This window comes from Herbaspirillum camelliae (assembly GCF_001929405.1).
Taxonomy (GTDB): domain Bacteria; phylum Pseudomonadota; class Gammaproteobacteria; order Burkholderiales; family Burkholderiaceae_D; genus Herbaspirillum; species Herbaspirillum seropedicae.
In genome coordinates this window covers 5,336,499-5,351,843 of the sequence record NZ_KV880769.1, presented here as the reverse complement: position 1 = coordinate 5,351,843, position 15,345 = coordinate 5,336,499, and the positions used below count along the sequence as shown (strand labels likewise).

12 protein-coding genes are annotated in these 15,345 nt (G+C 64.3%); all 12 read left to right on the top strand.

What is annotated here, in order from left to right:
• Positions 1–17 precede the first annotated feature (17 nt).
• The 12 genes from leuB to purF all read left to right on the top strand — a co-directional run bounded on the left by leuB (position 18) and on the right by purF (position 15,226).
• Entirely contained in the window at positions 18–1,088 is a 1,071-nt protein-coding gene (gene leuB, locus BGK68_RS23950) for a 3-isopropylmalate dehydrogenase (RefSeq protein ID WP_069374448.1), read from the top strand.
• A gap of 121 nt (positions 1,089–1,209) precedes the next feature.
• Entirely contained in the window at positions 1,210–2,322 is a 1,113-nt protein-coding gene (asd, locus tag BGK68_RS23945; protein ID WP_075259976.1) for an aspartate-semialdehyde dehydrogenase, read from the top strand.
• A gap of 429 nt (positions 2,323–2,751) precedes the next feature.
• Positions 2,752–5,451: a FimV/HubP family polar landmark protein gene (locus BGK68_RS23940; protein WP_075259130.1), complete on the top strand. Its 2,700-nt coding sequence runs from the start codon at positions 2,752–2,754 to the stop codon at positions 5,449–5,451.
• Between the two features lie 128 nt (positions 5,452–5,579).
• On the top strand, positions 5,580–6,482 hold the full coding sequence (locus BGK68_RS23935; RefSeq protein WP_013235239.1) for a tRNA pseudouridine synthase A: 903 nt from the start codon (positions 5,580–5,582) through the stop codon (positions 6,480–6,482).
• A 27-nt stretch (positions 6,483–6,509) separates the two neighbouring features.
• Complete coding sequence (locus BGK68_RS23930; RefSeq protein ID WP_075259129.1) at positions 6,510–7,178, top strand: phosphoribosylanthranilate isomerase; 669 nt, start codon at positions 6,510–6,512, stop codon at positions 7,176–7,178.
• A gap of 28 nt (positions 7,179–7,206) precedes the next feature.
• Complete coding sequence (gene trpB / locus BGK68_RS23925; RefSeq protein ID WP_075259128.1) at positions 7,207–8,466, top strand: tryptophan synthase subunit beta; 1,260 nt, start codon at positions 7,207–7,209, stop codon at positions 8,464–8,466.
• A 76-nt stretch (positions 8,467–8,542) separates the two neighbouring features.
• Positions 8,543–9,340 (top strand): tryptophan synthase subunit alpha, encoded by a 798-nt coding sequence (gene trpA / locus BGK68_RS23920; protein ID WP_075259127.1) that lies wholly within the window; start codon positions 8,543–8,545, stop codon positions 9,338–9,340.
• A gap of 213 nt (positions 9,341–9,553) precedes the next feature.
• Complete coding sequence (gene accD, locus BGK68_RS23915) at positions 9,554–10,423, top strand: acetyl-CoA carboxylase, carboxyltransferase subunit beta (protein WP_008330851.1); 870 nt, start codon at positions 9,554–9,556, stop codon at positions 10,421–10,423.
• 269 nt (positions 10,424–10,692) lie between these two features.
• Entirely contained in the window at positions 10,693–12,006 is a 1,314-nt protein-coding gene (gene folC, locus BGK68_RS23910; protein WP_075259126.1) for a bifunctional tetrahydrofolate synthase/dihydrofolate synthase, read from the top strand.
• A gap of 105 nt (positions 12,007–12,111) precedes the next feature.
• The gene (locus BGK68_RS23905) at positions 12,112–13,089 is read left to right on the top strand and encodes an SPOR domain-containing protein (protein WP_075259125.1); all 978 of its coding nucleotides are present in this window, start codon (positions 12,112–12,114) and stop codon (positions 13,087–13,089) included.
• A 34-nt stretch (positions 13,090–13,123) separates the two neighbouring features.
• Entirely contained in the window at positions 13,124–13,624 is a 501-nt protein-coding gene (locus BGK68_RS23900; RefSeq protein ID WP_075259124.1) for a CvpA family protein, read from the top strand.
• An 81-nt stretch (positions 13,625–13,705) separates the two neighbouring features.
• A complete protein-coding gene (purF, locus tag BGK68_RS23895; protein WP_013235231.1) occupies positions 13,706–15,226 on the top strand; it encodes an amidophosphoribosyltransferase in 1,521 nt (506 codons plus the stop codon).
• The last annotated feature ends 119 nt before the right edge of the window (positions 15,227–15,345 follow it).

The following is a 15,345-nucleotide window of genomic DNA, read 5'->3' as shown; positions in this document are numbered from 1 at the left end:
ACAGAGAAAGAGAAGCCATGAAGATTGCTATCCTGCCGGGTGACGGCATCGGTCCCGAAATCGTCAATGAGGCTGTGCGCGTGCTCAACGCGCTGGACGAGAAGTTCGAGATGGAAACCGCCCCGGTCGGCGGCGCCGGCTACGAAGCCCACGGCCACCCGCTGCCGGACGGCACCCTGAAGCTGGCCAAGGAAGCCGATGCGATTCTCTTCGGTGCGGTCGGCGACTGGAAGTACGACAAGCTGGAACGCGCCCTGCGCCCCGAGCAAGCCATCCTGGGCCTGCGCAAGCACCTGCAGTTGTTCGCCAACTTCCGTCCCGCGATCTGCTATCCGGAACTGACCGGTGCTTCGTCGTTGAAACCCGAGCTGGTGGCCAACCTGGACATCCTGATCGTGCGCGAACTGAACGGCGACATCTATTTCGGCCAGCCGCGCGGCATGCGCGAAGCGCCGGACGGTCCCTTCAAGGGCGCACGCGAAGGATTTGATACCATGCGTTATTCGGAACCGGAAATCCGCCGCATCGCCCACGTCGCCTTCCAGGCCGCCGCCAAGCGCGGCAAGCGCCTGTGCAGCGTGGACAAGGCCAACGTGCTGGAAACCTTCCAGTTCTGGAAGGACATCGTCACCGAAGTGGGCAAGGAATACCCGGACGTGGAACTGTCGCACATGTACGTGGACAACGCCGCCATGCAACTGGTGAAGGCGCCGAAGAACTTCGACGTCATCGTCACCGGCAACATGTTCGGCGACATCCTCTCGGACGCGGCGGCCATGCTGACCGGTTCGATCGGCATGCTGCCCTCGGCCTCGCTGGATGCCAACAACAAGGGCCTGTATGAACCTTCGCACGGTTCGGCCCCCGACATCGCCGGCAAGGGCATTGCCAATCCGCTGGCGACCATCCTGTCGGCGGCGATGATGCTGCGCTTCTCGCTGAACAAGGCCGAGCAGGCCGACCGCATCGAGAACGCAGTGAAGAAAGTGCTTGCGCAAGGTCTGCGCACCGCCGATATTTATGAAGAAGGCTGCACCAAGGTCAACACCCAGCAGATGGGTGAAGCCGTGGTCAAGGCCCTCGCCTGAAATCAACGTCGCCTGGCCGCGCCCCAACCGGTGCGGCCAGGCGCTTGAAATGCCGGATGGTCCGGCGCAAATGTGTTCAATCTGATTTGTTCACCATGGAAATTCTAAATAGGGAAAGATGATGAAACTGGTTGGTTTGGTTGGCTGGCGTGGAATGGTGGGTTCGGTCCTGATGCAACGCATGCAGGACGAGGGTGATTTCGATCACATCGAACCGGTGTTTTTCTCGACTTCGAATGCGGGCGGCAAGGCGCCGTCGTTTGCCAAAAAGGAAACGACGCTGAAAGACGCCAACAGCATTGACGAGCTGAAGAAATGCGACATCATCATCACCGCACAAGGCGGCGACTACACCAATGAGATCTTCCCCAAGCTGCGCGCTGCCGGCTGGGACGGCTACTGGATCGACGCCGCGTCCTCGCTGCGGATGAAGGATGACGCCGTCATCGTGCTGGACCCGGTCAACAACAACGTCATCAAGGATGCGCTGGCCAAGGGTGTGAAGAACTACATCGGCGGCAATTGCACCAACTCCATCCTGTTGATGGGCGTGGGCGGTCTGTTCAAGGAAGGTCTGGTCGAGTGGGTCAGCTCCATGACCTACCAGGCAGCCTCGGGCGGCGGTGCCAACCACATGCGCGAACTGTTGAAGGGCATGGGCGTCATCAACGCCGCCGTGGCTGAAGAGCTGGCGACCCCGTCCTCGGCCATCCTGGACATCGACCGCAAGGTCGCCAAGACCATCCGTGAAGACGTGCCGACCGAATTCTTCGGCGCGCCCCTGGCCGGCGGCCTGATCCCCTGGATCGACGCCCAGCTGGAAAACGGCCAGTCCAAGGAAGAGTGGAAGGGCCAGGCCGAGGTCAACAAGATCCTCGGCAACGAGCAGATCATCCCGGTGGACGGTCTGTGCGTGCGCATCGGCGCCATGCGCTGCCATAGCCTGGCGCTGACCATCAAGCTCAAGCGCGACCTGCCCCTGGCCGAGATCGAGTCCATCATCCGCGCCGGCAACCAGTGGGTGAAGTGGGTGCCCAATGACCGCGCCATCACGGTCAAGGAGCTGACCCCGGCGTCCATCACCGGCGGCCTGGAAATCGGCGTGGGCCGCGTGCGCAAGCTCAACCAGGGGCCGGAATACATCTCGGCCTTCGTTATCGGCGACCAACTGCTGTGGGGCGCAGCCGAACCGCTGCGCCGCATGCTGCGCATCATCCTGGGCAACCTGGCGTAATTTGCGTGACAACTTGAGCAGGCTGGATGTGGTTTGAACGCGATAGCACTTGCCTATCCCGTTGTCAGTCTGCAACAATAGCCCGCCGCTTTTCCCGCAAGGGAGGGGCGGCGGGTTTTTCTCATCTTGAGAAGTTAAGTACACTTGCGGGTGTAAGTACTTGATGATAATTTGAAAAGCCCATTCATTTCATGAAAACCAACATGCGAGTACGGTAGTGGTCGCAGCGCTGCTGGATTTGATGAAATGGATTTGTGCTGCCCCCTTGATCCTGCTCATTCGCCCAGGCGAATCGCCTGGAGCAAGGTGTGGAAGTGGCGCCGGCCGGCATGCCAGGCCGCGCAACACCAGCCCCATTCACGGCTTCCACCGAGTCCAATGCGAGCGTGACGGGTTTCCAGCGGAACGTTTCTCTAAGCCAATTAAAACATGCCTCTGAATACCAACAAGAAGCCGCACCTGTCCCAGATCAAGACCCTCAGCGCCGCCGTGGCCCTGGCGCTGGCCGTCCCGCTGGGCGCACAGGCGGCCGCCTTGGGCAAGCTGACCGTGCTCTCCGCGCTGGGGCAGCCGCTGCGCGCGGAGATCGAAGTGACGGCCGTCAGCGCCGAAGAGGCCGGCAAGCTCTCGGCCAAACTGGCCCCCGCCGAAGCCTTCCGGCGCGCCAACGTGGACTACAACCCGGTGCTTGGTTCGCTGTCCTTCGCGGTGGAGCAGCGCCAGGGCCGCCATTTCATCCGCATCAGTTCGTCCCAGCCGGTCAGCGATCCCTTCGTGGATCTGCTGCTGGAGTTGAGCGCGGGGGATTCCCGCCTGATCCGTGAATACACCTTCCTGCTTGACCCGGCCGACAGCAAGTCGCCCCGCAATGCTCAGGTCGCGCCCCTGACGCCGAGCAATGCCGTGGGCCCCGCCGCCAAGGGCGAGGCCGCTGCTGCACCGGCAGCGCCCGCCGCGGCAACAGCCCCGGCTGCGGCGGCTCCAGTAGCTCCGGCAGCCCCGACAGCTCCGGCGGCCGCACCCGAACCTGCGGCGGCGGCTCCAGCCCCTGCTCAGGCAGCGCCTGCTACTGCAGCTCCTGCCGCGCCGGTGAACAGCGCGCCGATCCCTGTGAGCAGCGAAGAGCCCGCCAGCAATATCGTCCAGCGGCCCGCACCGTCGGCGCTGGCCGAAGAATTGATCCGTCGCCAGCAGGCTGCACCCGAAAGCACGCCGGCATCCGCCAGCCCCTCTGCCGCAGCTGCTGCCGCGCCGGCGCAGGGCGCCACCGGTCAGGCTGCTGCCGCGCCGGCTGGCAAGACGGGGGATTACCGCGTCAAGCCGGGCGACACGCTGGCTGGCATCGCTGCCCGCAACCAGCAGGCCAACGTCTCGCTGGACCAGATGCTCATTGCCCTGTATCGCGCCAATCCGGACGCCTTCATGGGCAACAACATCAACCGCCTGCGCGCCGGCAAGATCTTGTCCATCCCCGACCAGCCCACCGCTGCCGCCGTGGATCAGACCGAAGCGCGTGGCATGGTGGTGGCCCAGGCCCAGGATTTCAACGCCTACCGCAACAAGCTCGCGGGCCAGGTCGCCAGTGCGCCGGCCGGCAAGCCCGGCGCCAGCCGCCAGAGCGGAGGCGGCAAGATCACCACGCGGGTGGAAGAACGTTCGGGCGCACAGGAAGCGCGCGACCGGCTGGAGCTCTCGCGCGCCAACAAGGGCCGTGGCAAGACCGGTAACGCCGGCGCTGCCGCCGCCGAGGAAAAGGCCGCAGCCGAACGCGCCCTGGCCGAAGCCAACGACCGCGTCAAGGATCTCGAAAAGAACGTCGACAACCTGCAGAAGCTGCTGGAGCTGAAGAACAAGACCATTGCCGACCTGAGCGCGCAACAGAAGGAGGCCAAGCCCGAATCGCCTGCGGCGGCAGCCCCGGCGGCCAACGCCGAGGCCAAGCCAGCCGAGGGCGCGACGCCTGCTGCTGATGCGCCTGCGGCTCCGACACCGGCTCCGGCTCCGGCTCCGGCACCTGCTGCCGCGCCCCCGATGGCCGCCAAGCCGGTGGAGAAGTCCGGCGGCAGCTTTATCGACAAGATCAAGGAAAACCCCTACGTGCTGGCTGGCGCGGGCGTGCTGGTAGCGCTGCTGGCCGGTGGCGGCGGGGTGCTGGCCATGCGTCGGCGCAAGAAAAAGGATGAAGCGGCGGCCGCCGAGCCCGCCGTCGAACCTGAGCCTGCCCGCGTACCCGAGCCTGAGCCGGTCGCGGCCGCCGTCGCGGCTGAACCCGAGCCGCCGGTCAACGCTGAGCCTGCTGTCGAGGCTGCGGCCGAACCGGTAGCAGTGGCCGAAACGGTCGCCGAAGAAGCCCCGGTCGATCCCATCACCGAAGCTGACATGTACATCGCCTACGGCCGCGACGAGCAGGCCGAGGACATCCTCAAGCTGGCCCTGCAGACCCAGCCGGAGCGCCAGGCCCTGCACGCCAAGCTGCTGGAGATCTACGCCAAGCGCAACGACGTGGCGGCCTTCAACCGGGTGGCCCTGAACCTGCACGCGCTCAGCGGCGGTCTCAACGAAACCTGGGTCAAGGCGGCTGCGCTGGGCCTGGAGATCGATCCGACCAATCCGCTCTATGGCGGCCAGCCCGAACCGGAGCCCGAGCCGCAGCCCGAAGAGGCCGGCATGGAGTTCGATCTCGACGACTTCAAGAGTGCCGAGATCCGGGCCGATGCCACGCCCGCACCCGCACCGATGGATCTGGGCAAGGATATCGACTTCGACCTCGACCTGGAGAACGGCGCCAAGCCCGACGCCGACGAGCCCTTGCTGCCGGCTTCCACCGCAGCCGCCTCGGCCTCGACGCTGCTGGACAGCCTGGATGACCAGCCCCAGGCCAGCAGCCTCTCCGACCTGGACCTGAGCCTGCCCGATGAAAGCAGCGCGCCGCCGTCGGCCACCAACCTGCTGGAAGAGGACGAGGAATCGGCCTTCGAGGCGGAAATGACGACCAAGCTGGACCTGGCCGCCGCCTACGAGGAAATCGGCGACAAGGAAGGCGCGCGCGAATTGCTGGAAGAAGTCATGCGCGGCGGCAACGACGCCCAGGTGGCGCGGGCCAAGCAAATGATGGCCGGCCTGGGCTGAAGCCTTAGCCCTGAGCGATTACAATAGCGTCATCTCGCGGGCAGCTCGCATGAGCTGCCCGTTTGTTTTCATCGAGCCGACCGCCGCACCCCGGACACGGAGTGCGCGCCGCCGGCCAGCCAGATTCCATGACAGAACTCGACCCCCAAGCCGAAGGCCTGCGCCGTGTGGTGCTGGGCGTGCAATACGACGGCGCTTCGTGGCAGGGCTGGCAGACCCAGCCACACCGGCAGACCGTACAGGATCAGCTGGAAGCGGCGCTGCAGCGCTTCAGCACCCAGCCCATCGCCACCACCTGTGCCGGCCGCACCGACTCCGGCGTGCATGCGCTGGAGCAGATCGTCCATTTCGATACCCCCATCGCCCGCGACAGCTTTTCCTGGGTGCGCGGCACCAATGCCTTCCTGCCGCCCACCATTGCGGTGCGCTGGGCCTGCGAGCTGCCCTATGTGGATGACGCCGCCATCGCCAGCGCGGCCAGCCAGGCCGCTGAGCTGCATGGGGCCGATCGCGCGGGTGCGGACAGCCTGTCGCAGTTCGGCTTCCATGCGCGCTTTTCGGCCATTGCCCGCACCTATCACTACGTGCTCTACAACCACGCCGTGCGCACCCCGCTCTTGGCCGGCAAGGCCGGCTGGACCTTCCGCCCGCTGGATGCCGACCGCATGCACCGCGCCGCCCAGCACCTGATCGGCGAGCACGACTTCACGAGCTTTCGCGCCGTCGAATGCCAGGCCAAGTCGCCGGTGCGCAAGATGGAAAGCATTGCGGTGCGCCGCCATGGCGACATGATCGTCTTTACCCTCAAGGCCAATGCCTTCCTGCATCACATGGTGCGCAATATCGTCGGCTCGCTGGTGGTGGTCGGCAGCGGCAAGCAGGAGCCTGACTGGATGGGCCAGGTGCTGGCCCTGCGCGACCGCAGCCGCGCCGCGCCGACCTTCATGCCCGACGGGCTTTACCTGGCGCGGGTAGACTATCCCGATGCCTGGGCGCTGCCCCAGGAGAGCCGCGCCTGGCCCTGGCTGTAATCCACGTATTTGCAAAGAGGCAAGTCCATGACGCACCGTACCCGCATCAAGATCTGCGGCCTGACCCGTGAAGAGGATGTCCGCGCCACCGTGGCCGCTGGCGCCGACGCGCTGGGCCTGGTGTTCTATCCCAAGAGCCCGCGCTACGTCACCCCCGAGCGCGCGGGCGAACTGGCGCGCGTCGTGCCGCCGTTCGTGAGCATCGTCGGCCTGTTCGTCAATCCCACCCTGGAGGAGGTGCAGCAGGTGCTGGCCCAGGCGCCGCTGACCGTGCTGCAGTTCCATGGCGACGAGACGCCCGAGCAGTGCGCGGCGATTGCCCGCGCCGTTGTCAGGCCCTTCATGCGCGCCGCCAGAATAGGAAGTGCGACGCAGCCCGCGGATTTGTTAGAATATGAACAGGCATATCGCTCTGCCAGTCCGTTTTTCACCGGACTGCTGCTCGACACCCTGGTCGAGGAGTATGGCGGCAGCGGAAAGGTTTTCGATTGGTCTCTCATTCCAAAAGAACTCGCGCCTCGGGCCGTTTTGAGTGGTGGCTTGAGCGTACACAACGTCACTGAGGCGGTCGCAGGCGTTCGTCCCTACGCGGTCGACATCAGCAGTGGTGTCGAGGCCGCCAAGGGCATCAAGGACGCCGCCAGGATCGAAGCCTTCATCCAGGCTGTGCGTCTGGCCGATGCTACCCCGGCGTAGCCCCCTTAAAGAGTTTCAGAGGAACACCATGAAAGAATTGAATCCCCTCGGCGGTTTCGCCGAGCGTCAAGCCATTCCCACCGCCGCCCTGCACCAGACGGCCCACTACAACCTGCCCGATTCCCGCGGCCATTTCGGCCCCTACGGCGGCAGCTTCGTGTCCGAAACGCTGACCCTGGCCTTGAACGAGCTGCGCGAAGCCTATGCGCGTTACCAGCACGATGAGCAGTTCCTGGCCGAATTCCATACCGAACTGAAGCATTTCGTCGGTCGTCCCAGCCCGGTGTACCACGCCAAGCGCTGGTCCGAGCTGGCCGGCGGCGCGCAGATCTACTTCAAGCGCGAAGACCTGAACCACACCGGCGCCCACAAGATCAACAACGTGATCGGCCAGGCGCTCTTGGCCAAGCGCATGGGCAAGAAGCGCATCATCGCCGAGACCGGCGCCGGCCAGCACGGCGTGGCCACGGCTACCATCTGCGCGCGCTTCGGCATGGAATGCATCGTCTACATGGGTAGCGAAGACGTGAAGCGCCAATTGCAGAACGTCTACCGCATGAACCTCTTGGGCGCCAAGGTGGTGCCGGTGGAGTCCGGTTCCAAGACCCTGAAGGACGCGCTCAACGAAGCCATGCGCGACTGGGTCACCAATGTCGAGACCACCTTCTACATCATCGGCACCGTGGCCGGTCCGCACCCCTATCCGATGATGGTGCGCGACTTCCAGTCGGTGATCGGCAACGAGTGCATCCAGCAGATGCCCGAAATCGCCGCGCGCCAGCCCGACTACGTGGTGGCGGCGGTGGGTGGTGGTTCCAATGCCATGGGCATCTTCTATCCCTACATCGACTACCCGGACGTCAAGCTGGTCGGCGTGGAAGCCGCCGGCGATGGCCTGGACACCGGCCGTCACTCGGCCTCGCTGACCCTGGGCTCGCCCGGCGTGCTGCACGGCAACCGTACCTACCTGCTGCAGGACGCCAACGGCCAGATCATCGAGACCCACTCGGTCTCGGCCGGCCTGGACTATCCGGGCGTGGGCCCGGAACACGCCTGGCTCAAGGACAGCGGTCGCGCCAGCTATGCTTGCATCACCGATGACGAGGCGCTGGACGCCTTCAATACCTGCTGCCGCATCGAAGGCATCATCCCGGCGCTGGAGTCCAGCCATGCCCTGGCCCATGCGGCCAAGCTGGCGGCCACCTTGCCCCGGGACCAGATCGTGCTGGTCAACCTGTCCGGCCGTGGGGACAAGGACATGCATACCGTGCAACAGCGCCAGGGTTGATCCCCTGCCTGGCCCGCACGTGCCGGCCGGTCCTTGTGGGCCTGCCGGCTGGTTCGACAAAAAACTTCACAACATCATGTCCAGAATCCAGACCACCTTTTCCCAACTGGCCGAGCAAAAGCGCAAGGCCCTGATCACTTTCATCACCGCCGGCGACCCGGCCCCCGAGCTGACCGTGCCGCTGCTGCACGCGCTGGTGGCCGGTGGTGTGGATATCCTCGAGCTGGGCGTGCCGTTCTCCGACCCCATGGCCGAAGGCCCGGTGATCCAGCGCGCCTGCGAGCGCGCCCTCAAATTCGGCGTCAGCACCCATGACGTGCTGGGCTACGTGCGCGAATTCCGCAAGACCAATACCCACACCCCCATCGTGCTGATGGGCTATGCCAATCCGATCGAGCGCTTTGGCGTGGACGCCTTCATCGCGGCGGCCAGCGAAGCGGGCGTGGATGGCACCATCGTGGTGGACTATCCGCCCGAGGAATGTGAAGAATTCGCCCAGAAGATGCAGGCCAAGGGCATGGACCCGATCTTCCTGCTGGCGCCGACCTCCTCGGAAGAACGCATCCGCCAGGTGGCGGCCGTCAGCAGCGGCTTCTGCTACTACGTCTCGCTCAAGGGCGTCACCGGCGCCGGCCACATCGATACGGCTGAAGTGGCCGAGCGCATCGCCGCCATCCGCCAGCATGTGAAGCTGCCCATTGCGGTGGGCTTCGGCATTCGTGACGGCGCCACTGCGCGCACCGTGGGCAGCGTGGCCGATGCGGTCGTCATCGGCAGCCGCATCATCGCCGAACTGGAAAATACCCCGCAGGACAAGGCCTGTGACGCGGTGCAAGCCTTCGTCACCGATATCCGCCAGGCGCTGGACGCCTGAAGGGGGGGACCTCGGCCCACCAGGGCAGGGGGGGAAGGAAGTGACAAGCCTCCGGTGGCTGCTGGAGGCTTTGTTTTTTGACAAGGCGTCCGTAGCCGCTGCCATCAGGAGCAGGAGATTTTCTTGCCTGCCGGAAAGCATGACCGTGCTTTACATCCGCCCCCGGTGGGCTCTGGTACAATGCGCGCCACCGGAAAAATCTATGAGGTCTCTATGAGCTGGCTCGAGAAGTTATTGCCACCCCAGATTCAACGCGGCTCCACCAGCCGCAAAGCCATCCCGGAAGGTTTGTGGGTCAAGTGCCCCTCCTGCGAAGCGGTGCTGTACCGTACCGACCTGGAATCGAACCTGCATGTCTGCCCCAAGTGCAGCCACCACATGCGCATCCGCGCCCGCGCTCGTCTCGATGCCCTGCTCGACGAAGGCGGCCGCTATGAGATCGGCCAGGAAGCCCTGCCGGTCGACACCCTGAAGTTCAAGGACAGCAAGAAGTACCCCGATCGTCTCAAGGACGCCATGGAATCCACCGGCGAAACCGACGCCATGGTGGTCATGGGCGGCGCCATCATGACCCTGCCGGTCGTGGTGGCCTGCTTCGAGTTCGAATTCATGGGTGGTTCCATGGGCTCGGTGGTCGGCGAGCGCTTTGTGCGTGGCGCCCAGGCGGCGCTGGAGCAGAAGGTGCCCTTCATCTGCATCACCGCCACGGGCGGTGCGCGCATGCAGGAAGGCCTGCTGTCGCTGATGCAGATGGCCAAGACCACCGCCATGCTGACCAAGCTGTCGGAAAAGAAACTGCCCTTCATCAGCGTGCTGACCGACCCCACCATGGGCGGCGTGTCGGCCTCGTTTGCCTTCATGGGCGACGTGGTGATGGCCGAACCCCGTGCCCTGATCGGCTTTGCCGGCCCGCGCGTGATCGAGAACACGGTGCGCGAGAAGCTGCCTGAAGGCTTCCAGCGTGCTGAATTCCTGGTCACCAAGGGCGCCATCGACATGATCGTCGACCGCCGCAAGATGCGCGAGGAAATCGCCCATCTGCTGGCGCTGCTGCAAAACCAGGCCGCCGAAACGGTTTCCTGATAAGCCGCTATACTTCAGGCCCGGATTTGCAGATGTGCAAATCCGGGCTTTGTTTTTTTCATGCTGGTTCCGCATTGCCAGGCTACCTACCGTTCGACCTGAGTAGGCCCGTCCAGGGCCGTATCGAAGGCGCGCGGACGGAGCGCCTTCGATACGCGGCCATGCCGCTACTCAGGACGAACGGCAATTTGTAGCGTATTCGTTTCGAAACAGCTTTCCAGTAATCCGTTTTTCGTTTTGTGCAGTAGCTTCACCCACCGAGACGCGCCATGACTTCCCAAGCCTCCCCGACGCCCACCACCCTCAACGAATGGCTGGCCCTGCTGGAACAACGCCACTTCAAGCAGATCGACATGGGCCTGGAGCGCGTCATGCAGGTCAAGCAAAAGCTCGATATCCGCTTCGATTGCCCGGTCATCATGGTGGCCGGCACCAATGGCAAGGGCTCCACCTGCGCCATGCTGGAATCCATCCTGCTGCGCGCTGGCTACCGTGTGGGCCTGTACATGAAGCCGCATTTCCTGCACTTCAACGAGCGCGCGCGCCTGTCCGGCGACATGGCCAGCGACGCCCAGTTGATTGCCGCCTTCGAGACGGTGGAGGCGCAGCGCGGCGATATCTCCCTGACCTATTTCGAATTCACCACCCTGGCCATCATGAAGCTGCTGGCCGATGCCCGGCAGGACGTGGTGATCCTCGAAGTCGGCCTGGGCGGCCGCCTGGATGCGGTCAATGTGATCGATGCCGATGTGGCCATCGTCACCAGCATCGATATCGACCATACCGAATACCTGGGCGAGACGCGTGAAGAGATCGGCTTCGAGAAGGCCGGCATCTTCCGTCCCGGCAAAGTGGCCGTGTGCGGCGATCCGCTGCCGCCCAAGTCGCTGATCGCACACGCCGAGAAGATCGGTGCCGACCTGTGGCTCATGGGTCGTGACTTCAACTACCAGGGCGACAAACAGCAATGGGCCTACGGCGGGCGCGGCATGCGCCGCAATTCACTGGCCTATCCCAGCCTGCGCGGCGCCAACCAGCTCCTGAACGCCTCGGCGGCGCTGGCCGCGCTCGAAGCGCTGCGCGAAGTGCTGCCCGTGGGGGCCCAGGAAGTGCGTACCGGCCTGGCCACGGTGGAGTTGCCGGGCCGCTTCCAGGTCCTGCCGGGCCAGCCGCTGGTGATCCTCGACGTGGCGCACAATCCCCATGCCGCTGCCACGCTGGCGCAGAATCTGGACAACATGGGCTTCCATCCCTATACCTACGCGGTCTTCGGCTCCATGCTGGACAAGGACATCGAAGGCGTGATCGGCCACCTGAAGGACAAGATCGACCACTGGTGCGTGACCGACCTGCCGCTGCCGCGCGCGGCGAGCGCGCAACAGCTCAAGGACGCCCTGCTGGGGGCCGGTGTGCAGCCGGAATTCAGGCGGGACGCGGCGCGCAGCATCGAAACCTTCACGACGCCTGCCGATGCCTATGCAAATGCATTAAGCAGAGCAGGGGAGAATGATAGAATTGTGGTTTTCGGGTCATTCCTGACCGTGGCCGGTGTGATGCAAGCGCGCCGTCCGGGTCTTCACTGATTCCGAACCCGATTTCCGGAGCCGGCCGCCACGCCCGGCGGTGCCAGGACCTGACTGGCCGGGCAGCCTTTCCAAGTTATTCAGATCAATTCAAGACGACTCCGCATGGGCTTGTTCTCGTTTTTCCGTAAAAACAAGCAGGACGCTGCTTCCGACCAAGGCGCTTTCCGTTCGCGTTCCGAAGAGCAGTCTTCCGTCATCCGCAGCCGCAGCAGCCGTAGCACCACGGCCAATAGCTCCGGCCGCGCCACCGGTACGCGGGCCAAGGCCGGCAAGGATGGCGGCGCCGATCCGCTGTTGCCGGAAAAGAAACGCGCCCGCCGCCGCCTGATCGGTGCGGTCGCGCTGGCGCTGGCGGTGGTGATCGTGTTGCCGATGATCCTCGATTCCGAGCCCAAGCCGCTCAACGACGATATCGCCATCCAGATTCCTTCCAAGGACCAGCCGGCCTCGGGGGCGGCCCAGCCGGCTGCCAACGCTGCCAAGCAGGCGTCTCTGGACCAGAAGGAAGAGATTGTCGAGCCCGCCAGCATCGCCCCTGAGCCCGCTACCGCACCAGCCACTGCGGCGGCTCCGGCCCAGCCGGCAGCAGCGCCGGTGGAGGCGGTAGCCCCGAAGGTCGTAGAGAAGCCGGTGGAAAAACCCGCTGAAAAGCCGGTCGACAAGCCCGTACCCAAGATCGAGGAAAAGAAGCCCGTCGTCGTCGAGCACCGGGAAGAGCCCAAGAAGGAAGCGGCCAAGCCCAAGGCGTCCGCACCTTCGGCGCATGACGATTCGGCGCGCGCCCTGGCGATCCTGGAAGGCAAGAGCGGCGCTGCAGCGGCTCCGGCGGAGAAGAAACCGGCCGCTTCAGGCGGCAAGTTCGTCATCCAGGTCGCCGCGCTGGCGACCCAGGACAAGGTCAATGAATTACGCAACAAGCTCAGCGCCGCAGGCATTCACTCCTATACGCAAAAGATCGCCACCCAGGCTGGTGACCGTACGCGCATCCGCGTCGGTCCCTTCAGCAGCCGCGAGGAAGCGGAGCGCATGGGAGGCCGAATCAAGAAGCTGGGCCTGAATGCCACCATTGTTCCGGCTTGAATTTGGCTGCATATAGCCGCATATTGTTGTCATCGTGACGATATTTGACTACTTGGTGCTGCTGATCCTGGGGTGTTCCGTGATCATTGGCACGCTGCGTGGGCTGGTGCGCGAGGTGTTGTCGCTGGCGGGCTGGGTGGTCGCCCTGGTGGTGGCCAATACCTACGGCGAGGCGCTGGCGACCATGCTGCCCGAGATGGTGCCGGGCGAGCTGACGCGACTGATCGTGGCCTTCATCGCCCTGTTCATCGGGACGCGGCTGTTGGTGGCGCTGGTGGCGCGCACCTTGAGCGAACTGGTCAAGGCCACTGGCCTGACACTGCTGGACCGCACCCTGGGCAGTTTCTTCGGGGTGGCGCGCGGTGTCCTGCTGGTGGTGGTGGCGGCGCTCCTGTGCGGCACCACGGCCATTCCGCAGCAGGCCTTCTGGAAGGAAGCCCGCTTCAGTCCCTGGGTTGAGCAGGCCGCCGAAGCGGTATTGCCCTACCTGCCGGGCAAGCTGGCCGAACATGTGAGTTTCGCCACCCCTGTGTGATGGCAGCCCCGTGGCGGGGTGGCTCGGGCGGGGAGGGCAACGCGGTTCTTTTTCGTTTTCGTTTTTCGTTAGGAGTCCACCATGTGTGGCATCGTCGGTATCGTCTCTCATAGTCCCGTCAACCAGATGCTGTATGACGCACTGCTGCTGTTGCAGCATCGCGGCCAGGATGCGGCGGGGATCGCAACCAACCACAGCAACGGTTTTTCGATGCACAAGGCCAATGGCCTGGTGCGCGACGTGTTCCGCACCCGCAACATGCGCTCGCTGCCCGGCAACACCGGCATCGGCCAGGTACGTTACCCGACCGCAGGCAGCTCTTCCTCGGAAGAAGAAGCGCAGCCGTTCTACGTCAATGCCCCCTTCGGCATCATCCTGGCGCACAACGGCAACCTGACCAATGCGGAACAGTTGAAGATCGAGATGTTCAAGAACGATCGCCGCCACATCAACACCGATTCCGATACCGAAGTGCTGTTGAACGTGCTGGCCCACGAGATCCAGCAAGCCACCACCGGCTATTCGCTGGACCCGGCGGCGCTGTTCAAGGCCGTGGCCATGGTCCACAAGCGCGTGCGGGGCTCCTACGCCGTGGTGGCGCAGATCGCCGGCTATGGCCTGTTGGGCTTCCGCGATCCGTACGGCATCCGTCCGATGTGCCTGGGCTTCAATGAAAGCGACAAGGGCGTCGAATACATGATGGCCAGCGAGTCGGTGGCCCTGGAAGGCATGGGCTTCCGCTTCTTGCGCGACGTCAATCCGGGCGAAGCGATCTTCATCGACAACGACGGCAAGCTGTACAACCAGCAATGCGCCGAGAACCCGTCGCTGAACCCCTGCGCCTTCGAATACGTCTACCTGGCCCGTCCGGACTCCATCATCGATGGCGCCTCGGTCTACGCCACCCGCCTGAAGATGGGCGAATTCCTGGCCGACAAGATCCGCAGCCAGTTCAAGCACGGCGAGATCGACGTGGTCATGCCGATCCCCGATTCCTCACGTCCGGCTGCCATGGAACTGGCGCTGAAGCTGGGCATCGAGTATCGCGAAGGCTTCATCAAGAACCGCTACATCGGCCGCACCTTCATCATGCCGGGCCAGGCGCTGCGCAAGAAGTCGGTGCGCCAGAAGCTCAACGCCATCGGCAGCGAATTCAAGGGCAAGAACGTGTTGCTGGTGGACGACTCCATCGTGCGCGGCACCACCAGCCGGGAAATCGTGCAGATGGCCCGCGAGTCGGGCGCCAAGAACGTGATCTTCGCGTCGGCTGCGCCGCCGGTGAAGTTCCCCAACGTCTATGGCATTGACATGCCGACCCGTGACGAGCTCATCGCCTTCGGCCGCAGCGAAGAGGAAGTGTGCCGCGAAATCACCGCCGACGCCCTGGTCTACCAGGACGTGGAAGCCCTGAAGCGCGCCATCTCCGACGCCAACCCGGCCTTGAAGCAGTTTGAAGCCTCCTGCTTCGATGGTCACTACATCACCGGCGACATCACCCAGGAATACCTGGACCGCATCGAATACGCCCGCAAGAATCCCAAGCCGGCGCTGGAAGATGCAGTGCGTTCGCAGCTGAACCTGAACCTGGCCCGCGTGGATTGATCTGCGCCCGTCCCGGGACTTGAACAGCACGCCGGTGGCCGTTTATGCGGCGCCGGCGTTTCTTATTGGCGCACCTGTCCTGGCGTTCTGGCTTATCATTTTGCCTTCGGCGCTGCGCT

Bases quoted from the DNA above. Each gene is read 5' to 3' on its own strand.
- BGK68_RS23905 (WP_075259125.1), top strand. From the start codon at position 12,112: ATGGGCTTGTTCTCGTTTTTCCGTAAAAACAAGCAGGACGCTGCTTCC.
- BGK68_RS23940 (WP_075259130.1), top strand. From the start codon at position 2,752: ATGCCTCTGAATACCAACAAGAAGCCGCACCTGTCCCAGATCAAGACC.
- BGK68_RS23930 (WP_075259129.1), top strand. From the start codon at position 6,510: ATGACGCACCGTACCCGCATCAAGATCTGCGGCCTGACCCGTGAAGAG.
- leuB (WP_069374448.1), top strand. From the start codon at position 18: ATGAAGATTGCTATCCTGCCGGGTGACGGCATCGGTCCCGAAATCGTC.
- BGK68_RS23935 (WP_013235239.1), top strand. From the start codon at position 5,580: ATGACAGAACTCGACCCCCAAGCCGAAGGCCTGCGCCGTGTGGTGCTG.
- trpB (WP_075259128.1), top strand. From the start codon at position 7,207: ATGAAAGAATTGAATCCCCTCGGCGGTTTCGCCGAGCGTCAAGCCATT.
- asd (WP_075259976.1), top strand. From the start codon at position 1,210: ATGAAACTGGTTGGTTTGGTTGGCTGGCGTGGAATGGTGGGTTCGGTC.
- purF (WP_013235231.1), top strand. From the start codon at position 13,706: ATGTGTGGCATCGTCGGTATCGTCTCTCATAGTCCCGTCAACCAGATG.
- folC (WP_075259126.1), top strand. From the start codon at position 10,693: ATGACTTCCCAAGCCTCCCCGACGCCCACCACCCTCAACGAATGGCTG.
- accD (WP_008330851.1), top strand. From the start codon at position 9,554: ATGAGCTGGCTCGAGAAGTTATTGCCACCCCAGATTCAACGCGGCTCC.
- trpA (WP_075259127.1), top strand. From the start codon at position 8,543: ATGTCCAGAATCCAGACCACCTTTTCCCAACTGGCCGAGCAAAAGCGC.